Source organism: Streptomyces sp. NPDC050988, from assembly GCF_044456225.1.
GTDB lineage: Bacteria > Actinomycetota > Actinomycetes > Streptomycetales > Streptomycetaceae > Streptomyces.
In genome coordinates, this window is the sequence record NZ_JBITFQ010000018.1 from 80,344 (window position 1) to 98,308 (window position 17,965).

Here is a 17,965-nt window from a genome sequence, read left to right on the forward strand (position 1 = left end):
CATGCCCGGAATGCCCAGGAAAGCGGTGCTCGCCGCCGCCTCGATAGCCCTTCTCACCACCGCCTGTACCGGCCAGTCGGACACCGGCGCCACGGACGACCCGAACGCGTCGACCACGATCACGTTCTGGCACGGCTGGAGCGCTCCCGCCGAGGTCAAGGCCATCCAGGCGAATATCGACCGCTTCGAGAAGGAACACCCCAACATCAAGGTGAAGGTCGTCGGCAACATCAACGACGACAAGCTCAACCAGGCGTTGCGCGCGGGCGGTTCCAACGGCCCCGACGTGGTCTCGTCGTTCACCACGTCCAACATCGGCAAGTTCTGTTCGTCCGGCGCCTTCGCCGACCTCAAGCCGTTCATCGAGAAGTCGAAGCTCGACCTCGACAAGATCATTCCGAAGCCGATGCTGGAGTACACCCAGTTCGAGGGCAAGCGCTGCGCGATGCCGCTGCTCGGTGACGCGTACGGCCTCTACTACAACAAGGACGCCTTCGAGAAGGCCGGGATCAAGGCGCCGCCTAAGACATGGTCCGAGTTCACCGAGGTCGCCAAGAAGCTGACGAAGTCCAAGGGCGACTCGTACGAGCAGCTCGGCTTCATGCCGAACTACCACGGCTACGAGACCGTCGTGGACCACTACATGTCGCAGTGGAACCACACCTACTTCGACAAGGACGGCAAGTCCAACATCGCCAAGGACCCCGCCTTCGCCGAGATGTTCACGTACCAGAAGAAGCTCGTCGACAGCCTCGGCGGCTTCCAGAAGCTGGAGAAGTACCGCAACACCTTCGGCGACGAGTGGGGCGCCAAGCACCCCTTCCAGACCGGGCAGGTGGCCATGCAGCTCGACGGCGAGTGGCGGCTCGGCATGGCGAAGGACGCGGGCGTGAAGTTCGACATCGGCACGGCTCCCATGCCCGTCGCCGACGACGAGGTCGACGAGTACGGCAAGGGCTTCCTCTCCGGCACGGTCATGGGCATCGCGCCGCAGAGCAAGAAGCAGAACGCGGCCTGGGAGCTGGTGAAGTACATGACGACCGACACCGCGGCCGTGGTCGCCTTCGCCAACGCCATCCACAACGTGCCGTCCACGTTCGACGCGCTGAAGTCGCCCGACCTGACGGTCGACCCCGGTTTCAAGACGTTCCTGGACATCGCGCAGAACCCGCACTCCAACACCCCGCCGGCGTCCGTCAACGGCTCGACGTACCAGACGACCCTGCAGGACTTCGGCTACCAGTACGAGTCCGGCAAGGCGAAGGATCTGAAGGCCGGTCTGAAGAAGACGGCCGACCAGATCGACCGTGACATCGAGCAGGCGAAGTAGCCACCGATGTCCACGCTCACTCTGCGTGCGAAGCGCCGCCGGTCGGCGCTTCGAACGGCCGCGTTCATGTCGCCGTGGCTGATCGGCTTCAGCGTCTTCTTCGCGTATCCGCTGATCTCGACCGTGTACTTCTCCTTCATGAAGTACGACGGCTTCGGTGTCCCCGTCTTCCGGGGTCTGGAGAACTGGAACTACGTCTTCAACGACTACCCCATGTTCTGGCCGGCGCTGCGCAACACCCTGTGGCTGGTGGTCGTCATGGTCACCCTGCGGGTCGCCTTCGGCCTGGGCATCGGCCTGTTGATCACGAAGATCAAGACGGGCACGGGTGTGTTCCGCACCCTCTTCTACCTGCCCTACCTGGCGCCGCCCGTCGCGGCGACGCTGGCCTTCGTCTTCCTGCTCAACCCGGGTACGGGGCCGGTCAACTCGATCCTGGGCGATCTTGGCCTGCCGACGCCCGGCTGGTTCACGGACGCCGCGTGGTCCAAGCCCGCCCTCACCATGCTGGCCCTCTGGGGCGTCGGCGACCTGATGGTCATCTTCATGGCCGCGCTGCTCGACGTACCGAAGGAGCAGTACGAGGCCGCCGAACTGGACGGCGCGTCCGCCTGGCACCGGTTCCGGTTCGTGACGCTGCCGAACATCTCACCGATCGTGATGTTCGCGGTGGTCACCGGCGTGATCCAGACGATGCAGTACTACACACAGCCGCTGGTCGCCGGAAAGGTCGCCTCCGGGATCATCGGCGGCTCGGGCCAGTCGTTCGAACCGGGATACCCCGACAAGTCGACGCTCACCCTGCCGCAGCTCGTCTACAACCTCGGCTTCCAGCGCTTCGACTACGGCTCCGCGTGCGTGGTCGCGCTGGTGCTGTTCGCCCTGTCCATGGTGTTCACCGCGTTCCTGATGCGGCGCCGGGGCGGTCTCATCCAGGCAGGTGATTGACCCATGACCCAAGTACTCGACAAGCCCGTGGAGTTGGGAGTGCCGCCGGTCACCCCCGCCGAGCGGACCGCCCGCCGCAAGGCCCTCCTCGAATGGATCGCCGTCCACGCGCTCGGCGTCGCCGCCGCGTTGTTCTTCGTGCTGCCCTTCGTGTTCGTCGTCCTCACCTCCCTCATGAGCGACAACCAGACCCTCACCAGGGACCTGGTCCCGGACACCTGGGAGTGGGGCAACTACGCGAAGGTCTTCGACACGCCCGGCTTCCTCACCTGGTGGAAGAACACCCTTCTGTACGCGGGTGGCGGCACCGTCCTGACGGTGGTGTCCAGCATTCCGGTGGCGTACGCGCTCGCCAAGTTCCGCTTCCGTGGCCGGAACCTGTCGTTGATGCTGGTCATCTCGATGATGATGCTGCCGCCGCAGGTCATCATCATCCCGATGTACCTGTTCTGGGCGAAGCAGCTGGATCTGTCGGGCACCCTGTGGCCGCTGATCATCCCGATGGCGTTCGGGGACGCGTTCTCGATCTTCCTGCTGCGGCAGTTCCTGACGACGATCCCGAACGAGTACATCGACGCGGCGAAGGTGGACGGCTGCGGGGACTTCAAAACCCTGCTCAAGGTCGTCCTGCCGATGGCCAAGCCCGGCATCGCCGCCGTCGCGCTCTTCCAGTTCTTCTACGCCTGGAACGACTACTTCGGGCCGCAGATCTACGCGTCCGAGAATCCCGGCGCCTGGACCCTGAGCTACGGCCTGGAGTCCTTCAAGGGCGCCCACCACACCGACTGGAACCTGACCATGGCCGCGACCGTCCTGGTCATGGCCCCCGTGATCCTCGTGTTCTTCTTCGCGCAGAAGGCGTTCGTCGAGGGCGTCACGCTCACCGGAGTGAAGGGCTGACTTGACGCTCCCCCTCCTGAGGAGAGGGATCTCACGGCTCACGCCGTTGAGCTTTCTGTTTCATCGCCGACTGCCCGCCCGGAGAACTCCGTTGAGGTCTTACACCAGCTCCGCAGACTGTCACGGCCCGTCCGGCCGCCAGCAGGTTCTTCGCTGCGTTCACGTCCCGGTCATGGACGATTCCGCAGTCGCACGTCCAGGTGCGGACGTTCAGCGGCGTCCTCTCTTGCAGGGTGCCGCAGGTGGAGCACAGCTTGGACGAGGGGAACCACCGGTCAACGGCGATCACCTCACGCCCGTACCAGCGGGCCTTGTACTCCAGCATGCTCCGGAACTCCGACCACGCCGCATCCGAGATGGCGCGGGCGAGTTTCCGGTTCTTGACCATGTTGCGCACGGTCAGGTCCTCGATCACGAGCGTTTGGTTCTCACGCACGAGACGAGTGGTGATCTTGTGGAGGTGGTCGCCGCGCCGGTCAGCGATCCGGGCGTGGATCTTGGCGACCTTGCGCCGGGCCTTGTCCCGGTTCGCCGAGCCCTCCGCCTTGTTCGCCAGCTTGCGCTGCGCCTTCGCCAGCCGGGTACGGTCCTTGCGTTCGTGCCTCGGCTTGGCGATCTTCTCACCGGTCGAGAGCGTCAGAAGGTGGTCCAGGCCCGCGTCAATTCCGACCCCCGTATCTGTGGTGGCCAGCGGCTTCACGCCGGGGTCCTCACACAGTATCGAGACGAACCAGCGCCCCGCACTGTCCCAGAAGTTGACGAACGCGCCCTGCAAGTGCCGAAGGCACTGCTGGAGCGGCACCGAGGAGACATCGGACAGGTAGGCCAGTTCCTCGGTCTTCTTCCACGCCGTCAGCATCGCCGAGGTGGTGTTGTAGTTGATCCGCTCCCCCTGCTGCCAGGCCCGCGTACGGGCTTCGAGCGCCAGGTTGTAGACCTTCCTCACGCATCCGAACGTGCGCGACAGCTCTGCCGCCTGCGCATCGGTCGGGTAGAAGCGGTACTTGAATGCCCGCTTCACAGGGAAAGTCACGCTTCACAAATTAGCGTGGCCATATGTAAAGACCAAATACTGCGGGCCGGAGCACTGCGATCCGCCTTGACGGCGAATCGCAGCTCCTTGCCCTGCTCCGCAAGAGTCCTTTTCCTCACCGGCGTAAATGCCGGAGTATCCACGGAGGCAACCCGATGAAACTCGCAGTAGTGGGCGGGGGCTCCACCTACACCCCTGAACTCATCGACGGATTCGCGAGGCTGAGGGACACCCTGCCCATAGAGGAACTGGTTCTCGTCGACCCCGCCCTCGACCGTCTCGAACTCGTCGGCGGTCTGGCCCGGCGCATCTTCGCCAAGCAGGGACACCCGGGGCGCATCACCACGACCGACGATCTCGACGCGGGTGTCGAGGGCGCCGACGCGGTCCTGCTCCAGCTCCGCGTCGGCGGACAGGCCGCCCGCAACGAGGACGAGACCTGGCCGCTGGAGTGCGGCTGCGTCGGCCAGGAGACGACCGGTGCGGGCGGCCTCGCCAAGGCGCTGCGTACCGTCCCGGTGGTGCTCGACATCGCCGAGCGCGTACGGCGTGCCAACCCGGACGCCTGGATCATCGACTTCACCAACCCCGTCGGCATCGTGACCCGCGCCCTGCTCCAGGCCGGTCACAAGGCGGTCGGACTGTGCAACGTGGCGATCGGGTTCCAGCGGAGGTTCGCCGGAATGCTGGGTGTCTCTCCGACCGATGTACATCTGGACCATGTGGGCCTCAACCACCTCACCTGGGAGACCGGTGTGCGCCTGGGCGGCCCCGAGGGCGAGAACGTCCTGGCCAAGCTGCTCGCCGAGCACGGCGACGCCCTCGCCGACACGCTGCGCATGCCCCGCGACATCCTCGACCGGCTGGGCGTCGTCCCGTCCTACTACCTGCGCTACTTCTACGCGCACGACGAGGTCGTACGGGAACTGGGCACGAAGCCGTCGCGGGCCGCGGAAGTGGCGGAGATGGAGCGGGAGTTGCTCAAGATGTACGGCGACCCGGAACTCGACGAGAAGCCGGAGCTGCTCGCCAAGAGGGGCGGGGCGTACTACTCCGAGGCGGCCGTCGACCTCGCCGCGTCGCTGCTCGGTGGGGGCGGCAGTCCCCACCAGGTCGTCAACACGTACAACCGCGGGACGCTGCCGTTCCTGCCCGACGACGCCGTGATCGAGGTGCAGGCCTCGGTCGGGCACTCGGGGGCGACTCCGCTGCCGATCGCTCCGGTGGACCCGCTGTACGCGGGGCTGATGGCCAACGTCACCGCGTACGAGGACCTGGCGCTGGAGGCCGCGCTGCGCGGGGGACGTGAGCGGGTGTTCCGGGCGCTGCTCGCACATCCCCTGGTGGGCCAGTACGCGTACGCCGAGGGCCTCACCGACCGCCTGATCGCGCATAACCGGGAGCACCTCGCGTGGGCGTGACCGCAACTGTCCTCGCCGTCGACGCGGGGAACAGCAAGACCGACGTCGCGGTCGTGGCGGACGACGGGAGCGTGCTCGCCACGGCACGCGCCGGCGGGTTCCGGCCGCCCGTCGTAGGCATCCGGGCGGCGGTCGACACGGTCGCCGACGCCGTCGGCCGGGCCTTCGCCGCGGCGGGCGTCGACTCCGTGAACCATGTCTCGGCGTGTCTGGCCAACGCCGATCTGCCCGTGGAGGAGGAGCAGTTGGCCGCCGCGCTGCACGCGCGCGCGTGGGGCACGACGGTGGAGGTCCGCAACGACACCTTCGCGATCCTGCGGGCCGGTGTGGAGGAGCCGCGCGGGGTGGCCGTGGTGTGCGGCGCGGGCATCAACTGCGTGGGTATGCGGCCCGACGGGCGGGTCGCCCGCTTCCCCGCCCTGGGCCGTATCTCCGGTGACTGGGGCGGCGGCTGGGGCCTGGCCGAGGAGGCCCTGTGGCACGGGGCGCGGGCCGAGGACGGGCGGGGCGGCCCGACCGCGCTGGCCCGCACCCTGCCCGCGCACTTCGGCCTCGACTCCATGTACGCGCTGATCGAGGCCCTGCACCTGGAACACATCGAGCACGCGCGGCGGCACGAGCTGACGCCGGTCCTGTTCGCCACGGCGACGGACGGCGACCCGGTCGCCCGCGCGCTCGTCGACCGGCTCGCGGACGAGGTCACGTCCATGTCGGTGGTCGCCCTGACCCGTCTCGACCTGCTCGACGAGGAGACGCCGGTCCTGCTCGGTGGGGGCGTGCTGGCCGCCCGCCACCCCCAACTCGACGACCGGATAAGGGAACTGCTGGCCGAGCGTGCCCCCAAGGCCGTACCCAGCGTCGTCACCGCCCGGCCGGTCCTCGGCTCCGCCCTCCTCGGACTCGACCACGAGGGGGCCCCGGCCCTGGCGCACGCCCGCGTGCGGGAGTTCTACGAGAAGGTCTGAGCGCGCCGGGAACCGAACAGTTCGGGTTGGCGTATTCATGGGCAGGGGTGGTACGGGATCTTCGCCGTGCTGCGATCCGGACAAGGCCTTGCTGCAATCGGAACAAGATCGCGGCAAGGCCTGTGCGGATGTCAGTCCCGGCGGCGATACTTGCGGCCGTGTACCTCTGCCCGCGCTTCCTGGCGCCCGGGCGGAGGTGACCGGCCTATGACCATGGGGGAGGTCGAGTGACATATCAGCAGAAGGGCGGTGCGGCGCCACCGGGGGCGCCCGCACCCACGATGCCCGCGGTGCCTCCGCAGGCGCCGCCGCCCGGGCCGCAGGTCCGCTCAGCCATGCCCGACACCGGGCCTCCCCGCCGTACGGCGTGGGCCGAGGGCGTGGACCAGCTGCGGGCCGCGGCGACCACGGAGCCCGGGCGGCTGCGCATCATCGGCGCGGTGCTCGCCCTCCTCGTCGTCGCGTTCGGTGCGGTCACCGCCTGGGAGATGACGGACCGTTCGGCCGCCGCTGACGACGTGCTGCACAGCAGCCAGCCGCTGAGCGCCGACGCGGCGGAGATCTACCGCTCCCTCGCCGACGCCAACACGGCCGCCTCCAGCGGCTTCCTCGCGGGCGGCCAGGAGACGCAGGCGTCCCGCGACCTCTACGAGAAGGACATCAACAACGCGTCGGAGAAGCTGGTCACCGCGGCGGCCAACTCGGAACCCGGCTCCGCCTCCGAGAAGACCATCACCAAGCTGAACAGGATGCTGCCCGAGTACAAGGGCCTGGTGGAGCGCGCCCGGGCCAACAACCGCCAGGGCTTCCCTCTCGGCGGCGCCTACCTCCGGTACGCGAACTCGAAGATGCAGGTGATGCTCGACGACGCCGAGCGTCTCTACACGGTGGAGAACCAGCGCCTGCGCTCCGACTACGACGACGCGACGCCCTACCCGTGGATCGCGATCGGCGCCGGCGTCCTCGCCATCGGCGGCCTCGCCTGGGCCCAGCACCGCAACTACCGCCGTACGAACCGGGTGCTGAACCACGGCCTGGTCGCCGCCACGGCCGCCTCCACGGTCGTCCTGCTGTGGCTGGTCGTCGGCCACAGCGTCGCCCGCGCCGGCCTCAACGACTCGTACGACAACGCGGTCCGCTCGCTGAACACGCTCAACGACGCCCGGATCGCCTCGCTCAAGGCCCGGGGCAACGAGAACCTCACGCTGGTCGCCCGCGGCGCGGAGACCAGGACAGAGGGCACGGGCACGAACAAGAAGACGCTGGACGTCTTCGACGAGGACTACAAGACGCAGATGAAGGCCCTCACCACGAAGCTGGCCGCCGCCGAGGGCCTCGCCGACGACAGCGCGGGCATGAAGCCGGTCAAGGCCGCGACGGCGAACATGGAGGTCTGGAAGGACCGGCACGAGGAAGCCCGCACGCAGGACAACCTGGGCAACTACCAGGGCGCGCTGGACCGGGTGATCGGCTCCGACGACAAGAAGCCCACGGGCGAGTGCTTCAAGAACGTCGACACGGCTCTGGCCACGGCGATCAAGCACGAGGAGACCGAGTTCAAGCAGGCCGCCGGAGACGGCCGGGGCGCGATGAACGGCCTGGTGGTGGGCGCCGCGGTCCTCGCGGTGCTGGCCGCGGCCGGCGCGGTGCTCGGCATCGGGCGCAGGCTGTCGGAGTACCGGTGAGAGGGGGCATGACGATGAACGCACGGCGTTTGCGGACCAGTCTGAGGGGCTGGGGCGGGGTGGGTGCGATGGCGGTCGTCTGCGCCCTCGCGGCGGTGTTCGCGCTGCTGCTGCCGGTGGCCCAGAGCCGCGAGGACAACGGCACGGGCGTCGACGGCCAGGGGGTGGCCCAGGGCTCGCAGGCCAAGGCCGAGAAGTGCCCGGACCCCCAGAACCAGAGCCTGTCGCCGGACTCGGGCCCGCTGGACGGCAAGACGATCCAGCGGATCAAGACCAGCGGCCATCTGACGGTCGGCGTCGACCAGAACAGCTACCGCTTCGGCTACCGCGACCCGAACAGCGAGTCGAAGAAAGCCGAGTTGGAAGGCTTCGACATCGATCTCGCGCACGCGATCGCCCAGGACATCCTCGGCGACCCGAACAAGGTCGTCTTCCGCGCCATCCCGACCATCGAACGCATCCCGGCGATCCAGCGCGGCGATGTCGACATGGTGGTTCGCACCATGACGATCAACTGCGAGCGGCTGGGTCTCGTGGCGTTCTCCTCGCCCTACTTCAAGACCGGCCAGCAGGTGCTCGCTCCGAAGAAGTCGGACATCAAGGGATACGACGACACGCTCGCGGGCAAGCGGATCTGCTCGGCGTCGGGCTCGATCGCCCTTGAGAAACTGCAGGACGACCTGGGAAAGGTCATCCCCAAGTCCGCCGACATCAGCACCGTCGTGCCGAACCAACTCGACTGCCTGGTGCGGCTGCAGCTCGGTGAGGTCGACGCCGTAGTGACCGACGGCGCGCTCGCCGCGAGCCAGGCCGCGCAGGACCCGACGGTCCAGCTCAAGGGCGAGCCGTTCACGGACGAGTACTACGGCGTGGCGATGAAGAAGGGCGCAAACGATCTGATACGCCGGGTCAACAAGATCCTGGTGGACTACCGCAAGGCCGACTGGCAGAAGTCGTACAACACCTGGCTCGCCGGGACGCTCGGCGAGAGCGACGGGCCGCCCCCGGTCCAGTACAAGTAGCGGGAATGTTCCAGTAGTTCCCGACGAACAGTTCCTCAGGAACAGCTCTTCACAAATAGTTCTTCACGCAGTTCTTCACGAAGCGAGGGGTGATCGATGGGCGACACGGGACCCTCCGGGCCGGTGATGGACCGGGACGAGGTGGACCGTGCGCTGGCGCGGCTCGGCGCGGAGCACGAGGCCATCGAGACCTCGCTCCTCGCCCTCCAGGACCACGCGGGCCGCAGGCTCCTCGAAGGCGCCGAGCTCACTGGTACGACCAAGGAGCGCTGGGGGGCCGCCGAGGCGTCGATCTCCCTGCTGTGGGCGTACTTCGACGCGTACGCCGACGCGCTGCGTTCCGCGCGGGAGATCCGCTCGCGCAGACGCTGGTCGAACCGCGACGACCTGGTGGAGCTGACGGAGCTGCTGCGCGGCGAGAGCGTCACGGTCGCCGGCAGCGCGTCCGCCACGGCCGCCGCGCCCACGATGGCGGGCACGGGCAAGCTCAGCGAGCGCTTCTCGCTCGCCGAACTCGTGGAGCGCATGAACGAGTTGTACGCGACCTCGCTGGACATGGTCGTGACGGCCGACGCCGTGTGGTCGGCTCTGCCCGCCCGGATCGATTTACTGGCCGCGGAGTTGCAGCGCACCCGCCAGCTCGCGCACTCCGTGGGCGTCCGGCCCGGTGAGCACCCCTCGGGCGACGACCTGGAGCGGATCACGCGCACCCTGACCACGCTGCGCGAGCGGGTGGTGTCCGATCCGCTGGACTTCTGGCTGCCCGCGCAGGGCAGTTCGGCGCCTGGCGGCGGGCGCCCCGACACCACGCGCTACGACCGCGAGGCGCGCGCCCTGGAAGAGGTGCGCCGCGAGATCGACGCGGTGCTCACCGTGCGGCAGGACGCGGAGGCGCGGCTGGTGCGGCTGCGGGACGTGCTGAGCCGCGCGGACCGCACGCTCGCCGAGGCGCGAAGTGCCCGCGGCGAGGTCCTCGCGAAGATCGCCGCGTCCGAGGTGCCCGCGGTGAGCGGCCCGCCGACCGCGCTGCAGGAACAGCTGGCTACGGCCGCCGAGTACCGCAGGCACGCCCAGTGGCACCGCCTCTCGCCGCTCCTGGAGTCCCTGGAGGCGAAGGCGGACGACGAACTGCTGCGCGCCCGCGAGTCGTTGACCGCGGTCACCGCGCCGCTCGCGGTCCGCGCGGAGCTGCGCGGCCGTCTCGACGCGTACAAGGCGAAGGTCGCCCGGCACGGCTTCGCCGAGGACCCGCTGCTGGTGGAGCGGTACGACGCGGCGCGCCGCATGCTGTGGAGCGCGCCCTGCGACCTGCGTGTGGCGGAACAGGCGGTGCTGCGCTATCAGCACGCGGCCGCCGAAGTGCTGGTGCCCAGGGTCCCCGAGCACGGTGGACCACAGGACCGGAGGGGGCCCTCGCGTGAGCGATAGAGGTGATGCAGTGTGAGTCAGCAGAACGTCAACACCGAAGCGAGTGGGCAGAGTTCACAGCAACCGTGTCAGCGGCCCGGCTGCTCGGGGTCGTACGAGGACGTGGGCGGCGGCGAGCTGTACTGCGACACCTGCGGTCTGGCCCCGGTCGTCTCGTCGACCGGCATGGTGGGCTCCCCGCCGACCGGGATCACCGGGGGCGGCCGGAGCGGTTCGCGGAGTTCGGGCAGCGCCAGTTCGCGCTCCAGCTCCCGCGCCTCCTCACGTGCCTCGTCCCGGTCGTCCCAGTCTCGGCGCTCGGTGTCGGGCCGTCTCTCGCGCTCGGTGTCGGGCCGCACCACGGGCCGTTCGGTGTCGGTGCGCAGCTCCGGCTCGACCGCCGGGTCCTCGGGGCGCGGCCGGCTCGGCGTCGGCCTGGTGCAGGTCCCGGACGTGCCGCGTCCCGACCCGCGCGTGATGATCCAGGAGAACCCCGAGGTCCCCGAGCGCAAGCGGTTCTGCTCGCGCTCCGACTGCGGTGCGCCGGTGGGACGTTCGCGCGGCGAGCGGTCCGGCCGTACGGAGGGCTTCTGCACCAAGTGCGGCCACCCGTACTCGTTCGTGCCGAAGCTGCAGACCGGTGACATCGTGCACGGCCAGTACGAGGTCGTGGGCTGCCTCGCGCACGGCGGGCTCGGCTGGGTCTATCTCGCCGTCGACCGTGCGGTGTCCGACCGCTGGGTGGTCCTCAAGGGCCTCCTCGACACGGGCGACCAGGACGCGATGGAGGCCGCGATCTCCGAGCGCCGCTTCCTCGCCGAGATCGAGCACTCCAACATCGTGCGGATCTACAACTTCGTGGAGCACCTCGACCAGCGGACGGGTTCGCTGGACGGGTACATCGTCATGGAGTACGTGGGCGGCAAGTCCCTCAAGGAGATCGCCAACGGCCGCCGCACGGCGACCGGCAAGCGCGATCCGCTGCCGGTCGAGCAGGCCTGCGCGTACGGCATCGAGGCCCTTGAGGCCCTCGGCCATCTGCACAGCCGCAACCTCCTGTACTGCGACTTCAAGGTCGACAACGCGATACAGACCGAGGACCAGCTCAAGCTGATCGACATGGGCGCGGTGCGCAGGATGGACGACGACGAGTCGGCCATCTACGGCACGGTCGGCTACCAGGCGCCGGAGGTCGCCGACGTCGGCCCGTCGGTCGCCTCGGACCTCTACACGGTCGCCCGCACGCTGGCGGTCCTGACCTTCGACTTCCAGGGCTACACGAACGTCTTCGTGGACTCCCTGCCCGACCCCGACAACATCGAGGTCTTCCGCACGTACGAGTCCTTCTACCGGCTCCTCGTGCGCGCCACCGACCCCGACCCGGCCCGCCGGTTCGCCTCCGCGCAGGAGATGGCCGAGCAGCTCACGGGTGTCCTGCGCGAGGTCGTCTCCGTGCAGACGGGACGCGCCCGGCCCTCGCTGTCGACCCTGTTCGGTCCCGAACTGAAGGTCACGGACACGGAGTTGTTCGGCTCACTGGCCGGCGATGTGTCGCGGCTGGGCATGCGGGTCGAGCCCGTCCGGGGAAAGAAGGGCGCGCCCGCGCTGACGGCCGGGGCGAACGGGACGAACGGCACGAACGGGGCGGGGGCGGCGAGTGGGTCCCCAGGGGCGAACGGCACGCCGTTCCTCCCGCCGCCCTCCGCGGCGGCTCAGGCCTCCCTCATCAGGCCGCTGAACACCGCCGCCGCGGCCCTCGCGCTGCCGGTGCCGCGGGTGGACCCGGGCGACCCGAACGCGGGCTTCCTGGCCGGGCTGATGACGTCCGCACCGGCCGAGCTGATCACCGCGCTGCAGGCGGCGCCCACCGGCTCCCTGGAGCTGCGACTGCGCGAGCTGCGGGCGCGCCTGGAGATGGGCGAGCTCGACCAGGCGACCAGGACGCTGGAAGCCCTGGAGGCAGACCATGCCGACGACTGGCGGGTGGTCTGGTACCGGGGCGTGGCGGCGCTCGCGACCGGCGACCACGAGATCGCGGCGGTGTCCTTCGACGCGATCTACGACGCGTTCCCCGGCGAGCCCGCGCCCAAGCTGGCCCTCGGAGTGTGCGCGGAGGTCCTCGGGCAGCTGGACAACGCCGCCGAGTACTACCGCCTGGTGTGGACCACCGACCCCAGCTATGTGAGTACCGCGTTCGGCCTGGCCCGCGTCCAGCTCGCGGCGGGCGACCGCCGTGGCGCCGTACGGACGCTGGAGTCGGTGCCGGAGGCGTCGATCCACTACACGGCGGCCCGGGTCGCCGCCGTCCGGGCACGGCTGCGCCAGCGGCTGGCCGAGACCGCGCCGCCCCCACCGGGCCCGCCGGCTCTGGGTACGTCCGGTACGGGGGTGCCCGCCGCGGGCGTGCCGGGTACGGGAGTTCCCGGTCCTGGGCTGTCCGGTGCGGGCGTTCCCGACGCCCCGTTCCTGGACGACCTGACCTCGGCCGCGGCCCAGGTCGAGGCGCTGGACGGGTACGGTCTGGACGCGGTGCGCCGCGAGCAGTTGTCCACAGAGGTCCTTGGTTGCGCCCTGGACTGGGTACTCTCCGGTAGCCAGGGTTCCGCCCCGCCGAGCACTGGGGCGCGGACCGTACTGCTCGGCAGCGACCTGGACGAGCGGGGCCTGCGCTTCGGTCTGGAGCGCTCGTACCGGACACTGGCCCGGCTCGCCCAGCGTGGCGAGGAGAGGATCGATCTGGTGGAGCGCGCCAACCGCTACCGCCCCCGGACGTGGGTGTAATTGATGTCGCAGATGCCTCAACTGGCCGCCTGCCCCAGCTGCGAGGAGCCGCTGGAGTCGGGAGACCGTTTCTGCGGTGCGTGCGGGTACGACCTCACCGCCGTACCCGCGCCGCCGGACGACAACCCCACGGTCGCCGTCAACGGCGCGGCGCCCCGGCCCCCTTCGGCCGCGGCGTCCGTGGACTGGCCGGTCGCCCCGGAGGTGGACACCTCGGACACACCCGCGCCCGTGGTCCTGCCGACGGACATCGACGGCCGCGAGTCGGCGGGCTCCGACAGTCCGGGGGTACGGTTCGACCGGCCCGCGCAGCCGTCGTCGCCCGCCGCCGCGCCTCCGCCGGGGTCCTCCCCCGCGCAGGCGCCGGGGCCCGCCGGCCGGTCCGCCGCTCAGGCGTCGGCGGAACCGGACGAGTACCCGCTCGCCGCGCCGCTGCCTCCCGAGGTGCCACCCGCCGATCCGCGTACGGCCGACCTTCCGACGCCCCCCGCGGGCCTGAAGGTCTGTGTGGCCTGCCGCGCGGGCCAGGTCGACCGGGACGGCTACTGCGAGAACTGCGGGCACGCGCAGCCGCGCGAGCGCGACCACATGGAGCAGGAGCTGGGCTCGGTGGCCGCGGTCAGCGACCGGGGGCTGCGCCACCACCGCAACGAGGACGCGTTCACGGTGTCCTCGACCGCGCTGTCCGACGGCTCGCCCGCGGTCGTCGCGATCGTCTGCGACGGCGTCTCCTCGGCGACCCGCCCCGACGAGGCCTCCCTGGCCGCCTCCCGCGCGGCCAACGAGTCCCTCCTGGCGGCCCTGCCGCGCGGCACGCACCCGCAGCAGGCGATGCACGACGCGATCCTCGCGGCCGCGGAGGCCGTCAACTCCCTCGCGGACCGCAGCGCTCCGGCCCACGAGCACCAGCCGCACGTGAACGCGCCCGCCTGCACCATCGTCGGCTCCGTCGTCACCCCCAGCCTGCTGATCGTCGGCTGGGTCGGCGACAGCCGCGCCTACTGGGTGCCCGTGGACCGCTCGTCACCCCCGGCCCGGCTCACCGAGGACGACTCCTGGGCCGCCCAGATGGTCGCCGCGGGCCTGATGAACGAGGCCGAGGCGTACGCGGACGAGCGCGCCCACGCCATCACCGGCTGGCTCGGGGCGGACGCGTACGAACTGGAGCCGCACACCGCTTCCTTCAAGCCGGACCGGCCGGGTGTAGTGGTGGTGTGCACCGACGGACTGTGGAATTACGCGGAGGCGGCGGAGGAAATGGCCGAGGTCATCCCGCCCGACGCCGCGGACCGGCCGCTGCACAGCGCACAGGTCCTGGTGGGTCACGCGCTGGACGGCGGGGGCCACGACAACGTAACAGTGGCCGTCGTGCCGTTCCCGGCCCCGCCGCAGGGGGCAGGATCGGCCTGAGGCCGAAGCGGTACGAGCCGTATGAAACGGCATCGGCCTCGGAGGGGCCAAGGCCGGAGGGGACCGGTCCGCCCACCGACATCACCCACACCTCGTGGGAGTCCTGAGGGGGAGCAGAGAAGGCATGGCCAATTTCTCGAAGTCGAACGTGCCGCAGTTCTCGGTGGACGTCTACCAGAACGAGTACCTGCCGGAGGGCGGCCGCGAGGTCAACGCGATCGTCACGGTGACCTCGACCGGCGGCGGCACGGTGGGCAGTGCCGTGGCGGCACCCCACCTCTACACGCCGGGTGAGGGCCCGGACGCGGCCGTGGCGATCATGGTCGACTGTTCGGGGTCCATGGACTATCCGCCGACGAAGATGCGGGGCGCCCGGGACGCGACGGCGGCGGCGATCGACGCGGTGCGCGACGGGGTGCACTTCGCGGTGATCGGCGGAACGCATGTGGCCAAGGAGGTCTACCCGGGCGGCGGGCGGCTCGCCGTCGCCGACGCGGGGACCCGCGACCAGGCCAAGCAGGCGCTGCGCAAGCTGAGCGCGGGCGGCGGCACGGCGATCGGCACCTGGCTGCGGCTGGCCGACCGGCTGCTGTCCTCGGCGGACGTCGCCATCCGGCACGGCATCGTGCTCACCGACGGCCGCAACGAACACGAGTCGCCCGAGGACCTCAAGGCGGCGCTGGAGGCCTGCGCGGGCCGGTTCACCGCGGACGCGCGGGGCGTCGGCACGGACTGGGAGGTCAAGGAGGTCACCGGGATCGCGTCCGCGCTGCTCGGCACCGCCGACATCGTCGCCGATCCGGCGGGCCTGTCCGCCGACTTCACGCAGATGATGGAGACGGCCATGGGCAAGGAGGTCGCGGACGTGGCGCTGCGGCTGTGGACCCCGGTCGGCACGTCGATCAAGTTCGTCAAGCAGGTCGCGCCCACGGTCGAGGAGCTGACCGACCGCCGCACGGAGGCGGGCCCGCGTGCCGGGGACTACCCCACCGGCTCCTGGGGAGACGAGTCCCGCGACTACCACGTGTGCGTCGAGGTCCCCGAGGCCGACCTCGGCCAGGAGATGCTGGCCGCCCGTGTCTCCCTGGTGATCCCGCAGGGCGACGGCACCGCACAGACGCTGGGCGCCCAGGGTCTCGTACGGGCCGTGTGGACCGACGACATGGCGGCGTCCACGTCGATCAACCCGCAGGTCGCGCACTACACGGGTCAGGCGGAACTTGCACAAGTCATCCAACAGGGCCTGGATGCCCGCAAAGCGGGAGATGTCGACGGCGCAACGGCCAAGCTGGGGCGGGCCGTTCAGCTCGCCAGCGCCTCCGGAAACGCGGATACGGCGAAACTGCTTTCGAAGGTGGTGGACGTGGTCGACGCCGCGGCAGGTACTGTGCGATTGAAGGCGAAGGTCGCGGAGGCCGACGAGATGACTCTCGAGACACGGTCCACAAAGACTGTTCGTGTAAAGAAGTAGAGCGGTACGCGCAAAGAAGTAGAGCGGTACGCACTCGGTTGCGAGCGCGGCGACAAACAGGCAGTAACCAGCAGTACGCAAGCGGTTTGCACGATTTGCGGCCCTCTCGGGCCGGAACAGGAGAGGGGGAAGCGCCGACATGCCGACCTGCCCGAACGGACACCAGTCGGGTTCCGACGACTGGTGCGAGGTCTGCGGTCACCGCATGGCCGGTGCCGTGCCCCCGCCACCTCCACCGCCGCCCCCGGCGGCCGGCTACGGCTATCCGCCGCCCGGTTCGCCCCCGCCGCCCGGCCAGGGCGGCCGCCCGCATCTCTCCGCCGTGCCCGACCCGGCGCCCTCGGCCGAGCTCTGCCCGCAGTGCCGTACTCCGCGTGAGGGCGGGGCACCGTTCTGCGAGGAGTGCCGGTGGAACTTCCTGACGAACACCGCGACCTCGTACACCCCGGCCGCGCCGCGTCCTCCGGGGCCCGGCGGCGGTCCCGGTCCTGGTCCTGGTGGCCCCGGTGGTCCCGGTGGACAGAACCCGGCGCTGCGCTTCCAGCAGCAGCCGCCCGGACAGCCCGGTGGCGGCCCCGGCGGGTACGACTACCAGGGCTCCCGGCCCTCGCAGATGAACCGGCCCGCCGAGCCGATCCCGCCGTTCGGCGAGAACCCTTCGGGCTTCCCCGGTGACCCGTCACGACCAGTACCGCCGCCGCCCGGCCCGGGCGGCACGGGGCCCGGGATGCCTGGCGGCTTCGGCGGTCCTGGTGGGCCCAACGGTCCCGGTGGACCTGGTGGACCTGGTGGCCAGGGTGGTCCCGGCGGTCCGAACGGTCTCGGCGGTCCTGGCGGGCCTCCCGGCGGTCCGGGTGGCCCCGGCGGGCCCGGTGCTCCGCAGGGGTACCAGCAGTCCGGTCCGCCCGCTCCGCCCGCGTACCCGCAGGAGACCGGGCACCCTCAGGGCCCCGGTGGCCCCGGTGGGCAGTCCTTCGGTGGCGGCGAGGACGACTGGGTGCTTCCGCCCCCGTCGACCGGTACGCCCGGCGGCCCAGGTGGCCCCGGCGGGCCTCCCGGCCCGGGCGGTGGCTACGGCTACCCGCAGCCCGGCTCGACGCAGGCGCCCCCCGGCTACCAGCAACAACAACAGCCGCTGTCGTGGAGCATCACGATCGGACCCGACCGTGAGTACTTCATGGCGATGATGCAGCGCTCGGGACCGGAGGCCGCGGGGCTGAACCTGCCCGCGTACTCGCCCGAGCAGCAGCGTCCGCTCACCGGCAACCAGATCACCATCGGCCGCCGCCGTCACTCCACGGGCGAGTCCCCGGACATCGACCTGGCGGTGCCGCCGGAGGACCCGGGCGTCTCGCACCAGCACGCGGTCCTCGTCCAGCAGCCCGACGGCAGCTGGGCGGTCGTCGACCAGAACTCCACCAACGGCACCACGGTCAACGGCGCCGAGGAGCCCATCCAGCCCTTCGTCCCCGTACCGCTGCAGGACGGCGACCGGGTGCACGTGGGCGCCTGGACGACGATCACGATCCGACGGGGCTAGGCGAGAACAGACATATTCGTGCCGCCCGGTACCGAAAGGCACCGGGCGGCAC

General features: G+C 70.2%; 13 protein-coding genes. 12 read left to right on the forward strand and 1 reads right to left on the reverse strand.

The features are described from left to right. The first annotated feature begins 1 nt into the window (after position 1). The 3 genes from ACIBEI_RS31260 to ACIBEI_RS31270 are packed head-to-tail and all read left to right on the forward strand — an operon-like array spanning position 2 to position 3,178. On the forward strand, positions 2–1,330 hold the full coding sequence (locus tag ACIBEI_RS31260; RefSeq protein ID WP_398893559.1) for an ABC transporter substrate-binding protein: 1,329 nt from the start codon (positions 2–4) through the stop codon (positions 1,328–1,330). Between the two features lie 6 nt (positions 1,331–1,336). After that, positions 1,337–2,278, forward strand: a complete 942-nt coding sequence (locus tag ACIBEI_RS31265; RefSeq protein ID WP_398893560.1) for a carbohydrate ABC transporter permease — start codon at positions 1,337–1,339, stop codon at positions 2,276–2,278. A 3-nt stretch (positions 2,279–2,281) separates the two neighbouring features. Further along, positions 2,282–3,178, forward strand: coding sequence for a carbohydrate ABC transporter permease (locus ACIBEI_RS31270; RefSeq protein WP_398893561.1), 897 nt, complete (start codon positions 2,282–2,284; stop codon positions 3,176–3,178). A 31-nt stretch (positions 3,179–3,209) separates the two neighbouring features. On the opposite strand, the gene ACIBEI_RS31275 is transcribed toward ACIBEI_RS31270, so the two are convergent. Next, positions 3,210–4,211, reverse strand: a complete 1,002-nt coding sequence (locus ACIBEI_RS31275) for an RNA-guided endonuclease TnpB family protein (RefSeq protein WP_398893562.1) — start codon at positions 4,209–4,211, stop codon at positions 3,210–3,212. Positions 4,212–4,366: 155 nt separating this feature from the next. Between ACIBEI_RS31275 and ACIBEI_RS31280 the strand changes: the two genes are divergently transcribed. From ACIBEI_RS31280 to ACIBEI_RS31320, 9 genes are all read left to right on the forward strand, one after another. After that, entirely contained in the window at positions 4,367–5,632 is a 1,266-nt protein-coding gene (locus ACIBEI_RS31280; protein ID WP_398893563.1) for a 6-phospho-beta-glucosidase, read from the forward strand. Then, complete coding sequence (locus tag ACIBEI_RS31285; protein ID WP_398893564.1) at positions 5,623–6,597, forward strand: N-acetylglucosamine kinase; 975 nt, start codon at positions 5,623–5,625, stop codon at positions 6,595–6,597. The genes ACIBEI_RS31280 and ACIBEI_RS31285 overlap by 10 nt, the downstream gene beginning before the upstream one ends. 227 nt (positions 6,598–6,824) lie before the next feature. Further along, entirely contained in the window at positions 6,825–8,282 is a 1,458-nt protein-coding gene (locus tag ACIBEI_RS31290) for a hypothetical protein (RefSeq protein WP_398893565.1), read from the forward strand. 14 nt (positions 8,283–8,296) lie between these two features. Continuing rightward, on the forward strand, positions 8,297–9,304 hold the full coding sequence (locus ACIBEI_RS31295) for a glutamate ABC transporter substrate-binding protein (protein ID WP_398893566.1): 1,008 nt from the start codon (positions 8,297–8,299) through the stop codon (positions 9,302–9,304). 96 nt (positions 9,305–9,400) lie between these two features. Continuing rightward, the gene (locus ACIBEI_RS31300; RefSeq protein ID WP_398893567.1) at positions 9,401–10,732 is read left to right on the forward strand and encodes a hypothetical protein; all 1,332 of its coding nucleotides are present in this window, start codon (positions 9,401–9,403) and stop codon (positions 10,730–10,732) included. A gap of 12 nt (positions 10,733–10,744) precedes the next feature. Continuing rightward, the gene (locus ACIBEI_RS31305; protein ID WP_398893568.1) at positions 10,745–13,492 is read left to right on the forward strand and encodes a tetratricopeptide repeat protein; all 2,748 of its coding nucleotides are present in this window, start codon (positions 10,745–10,747) and stop codon (positions 13,490–13,492) included. 3 nt (positions 13,493–13,495) lie between these two features. Continuing rightward, positions 13,496–14,902: a PP2C family serine/threonine-protein phosphatase gene (locus ACIBEI_RS31310; RefSeq protein ID WP_398893569.1), complete on the forward strand. Its 1,407-nt coding sequence runs from the start codon at positions 13,496–13,498 to the stop codon at positions 14,900–14,902. A gap of 124 nt (positions 14,903–15,026) precedes the next feature. Beyond that, the gene (locus ACIBEI_RS31315; protein ID WP_398893570.1) at positions 15,027–16,373 is read left to right on the forward strand and encodes a VWA domain-containing protein; all 1,347 of its coding nucleotides are present in this window, start codon (positions 15,027–15,029) and stop codon (positions 16,371–16,373) included. 139 nt (positions 16,374–16,512) lie between these two features. After that, a complete protein-coding gene (locus ACIBEI_RS31320) occupies positions 16,513–17,913 on the forward strand; it encodes an FHA domain-containing protein (RefSeq protein WP_398893571.1) in 1,401 nt (466 codons plus the stop codon). Positions 17,914–17,965 lie beyond the last annotated feature (52 nt).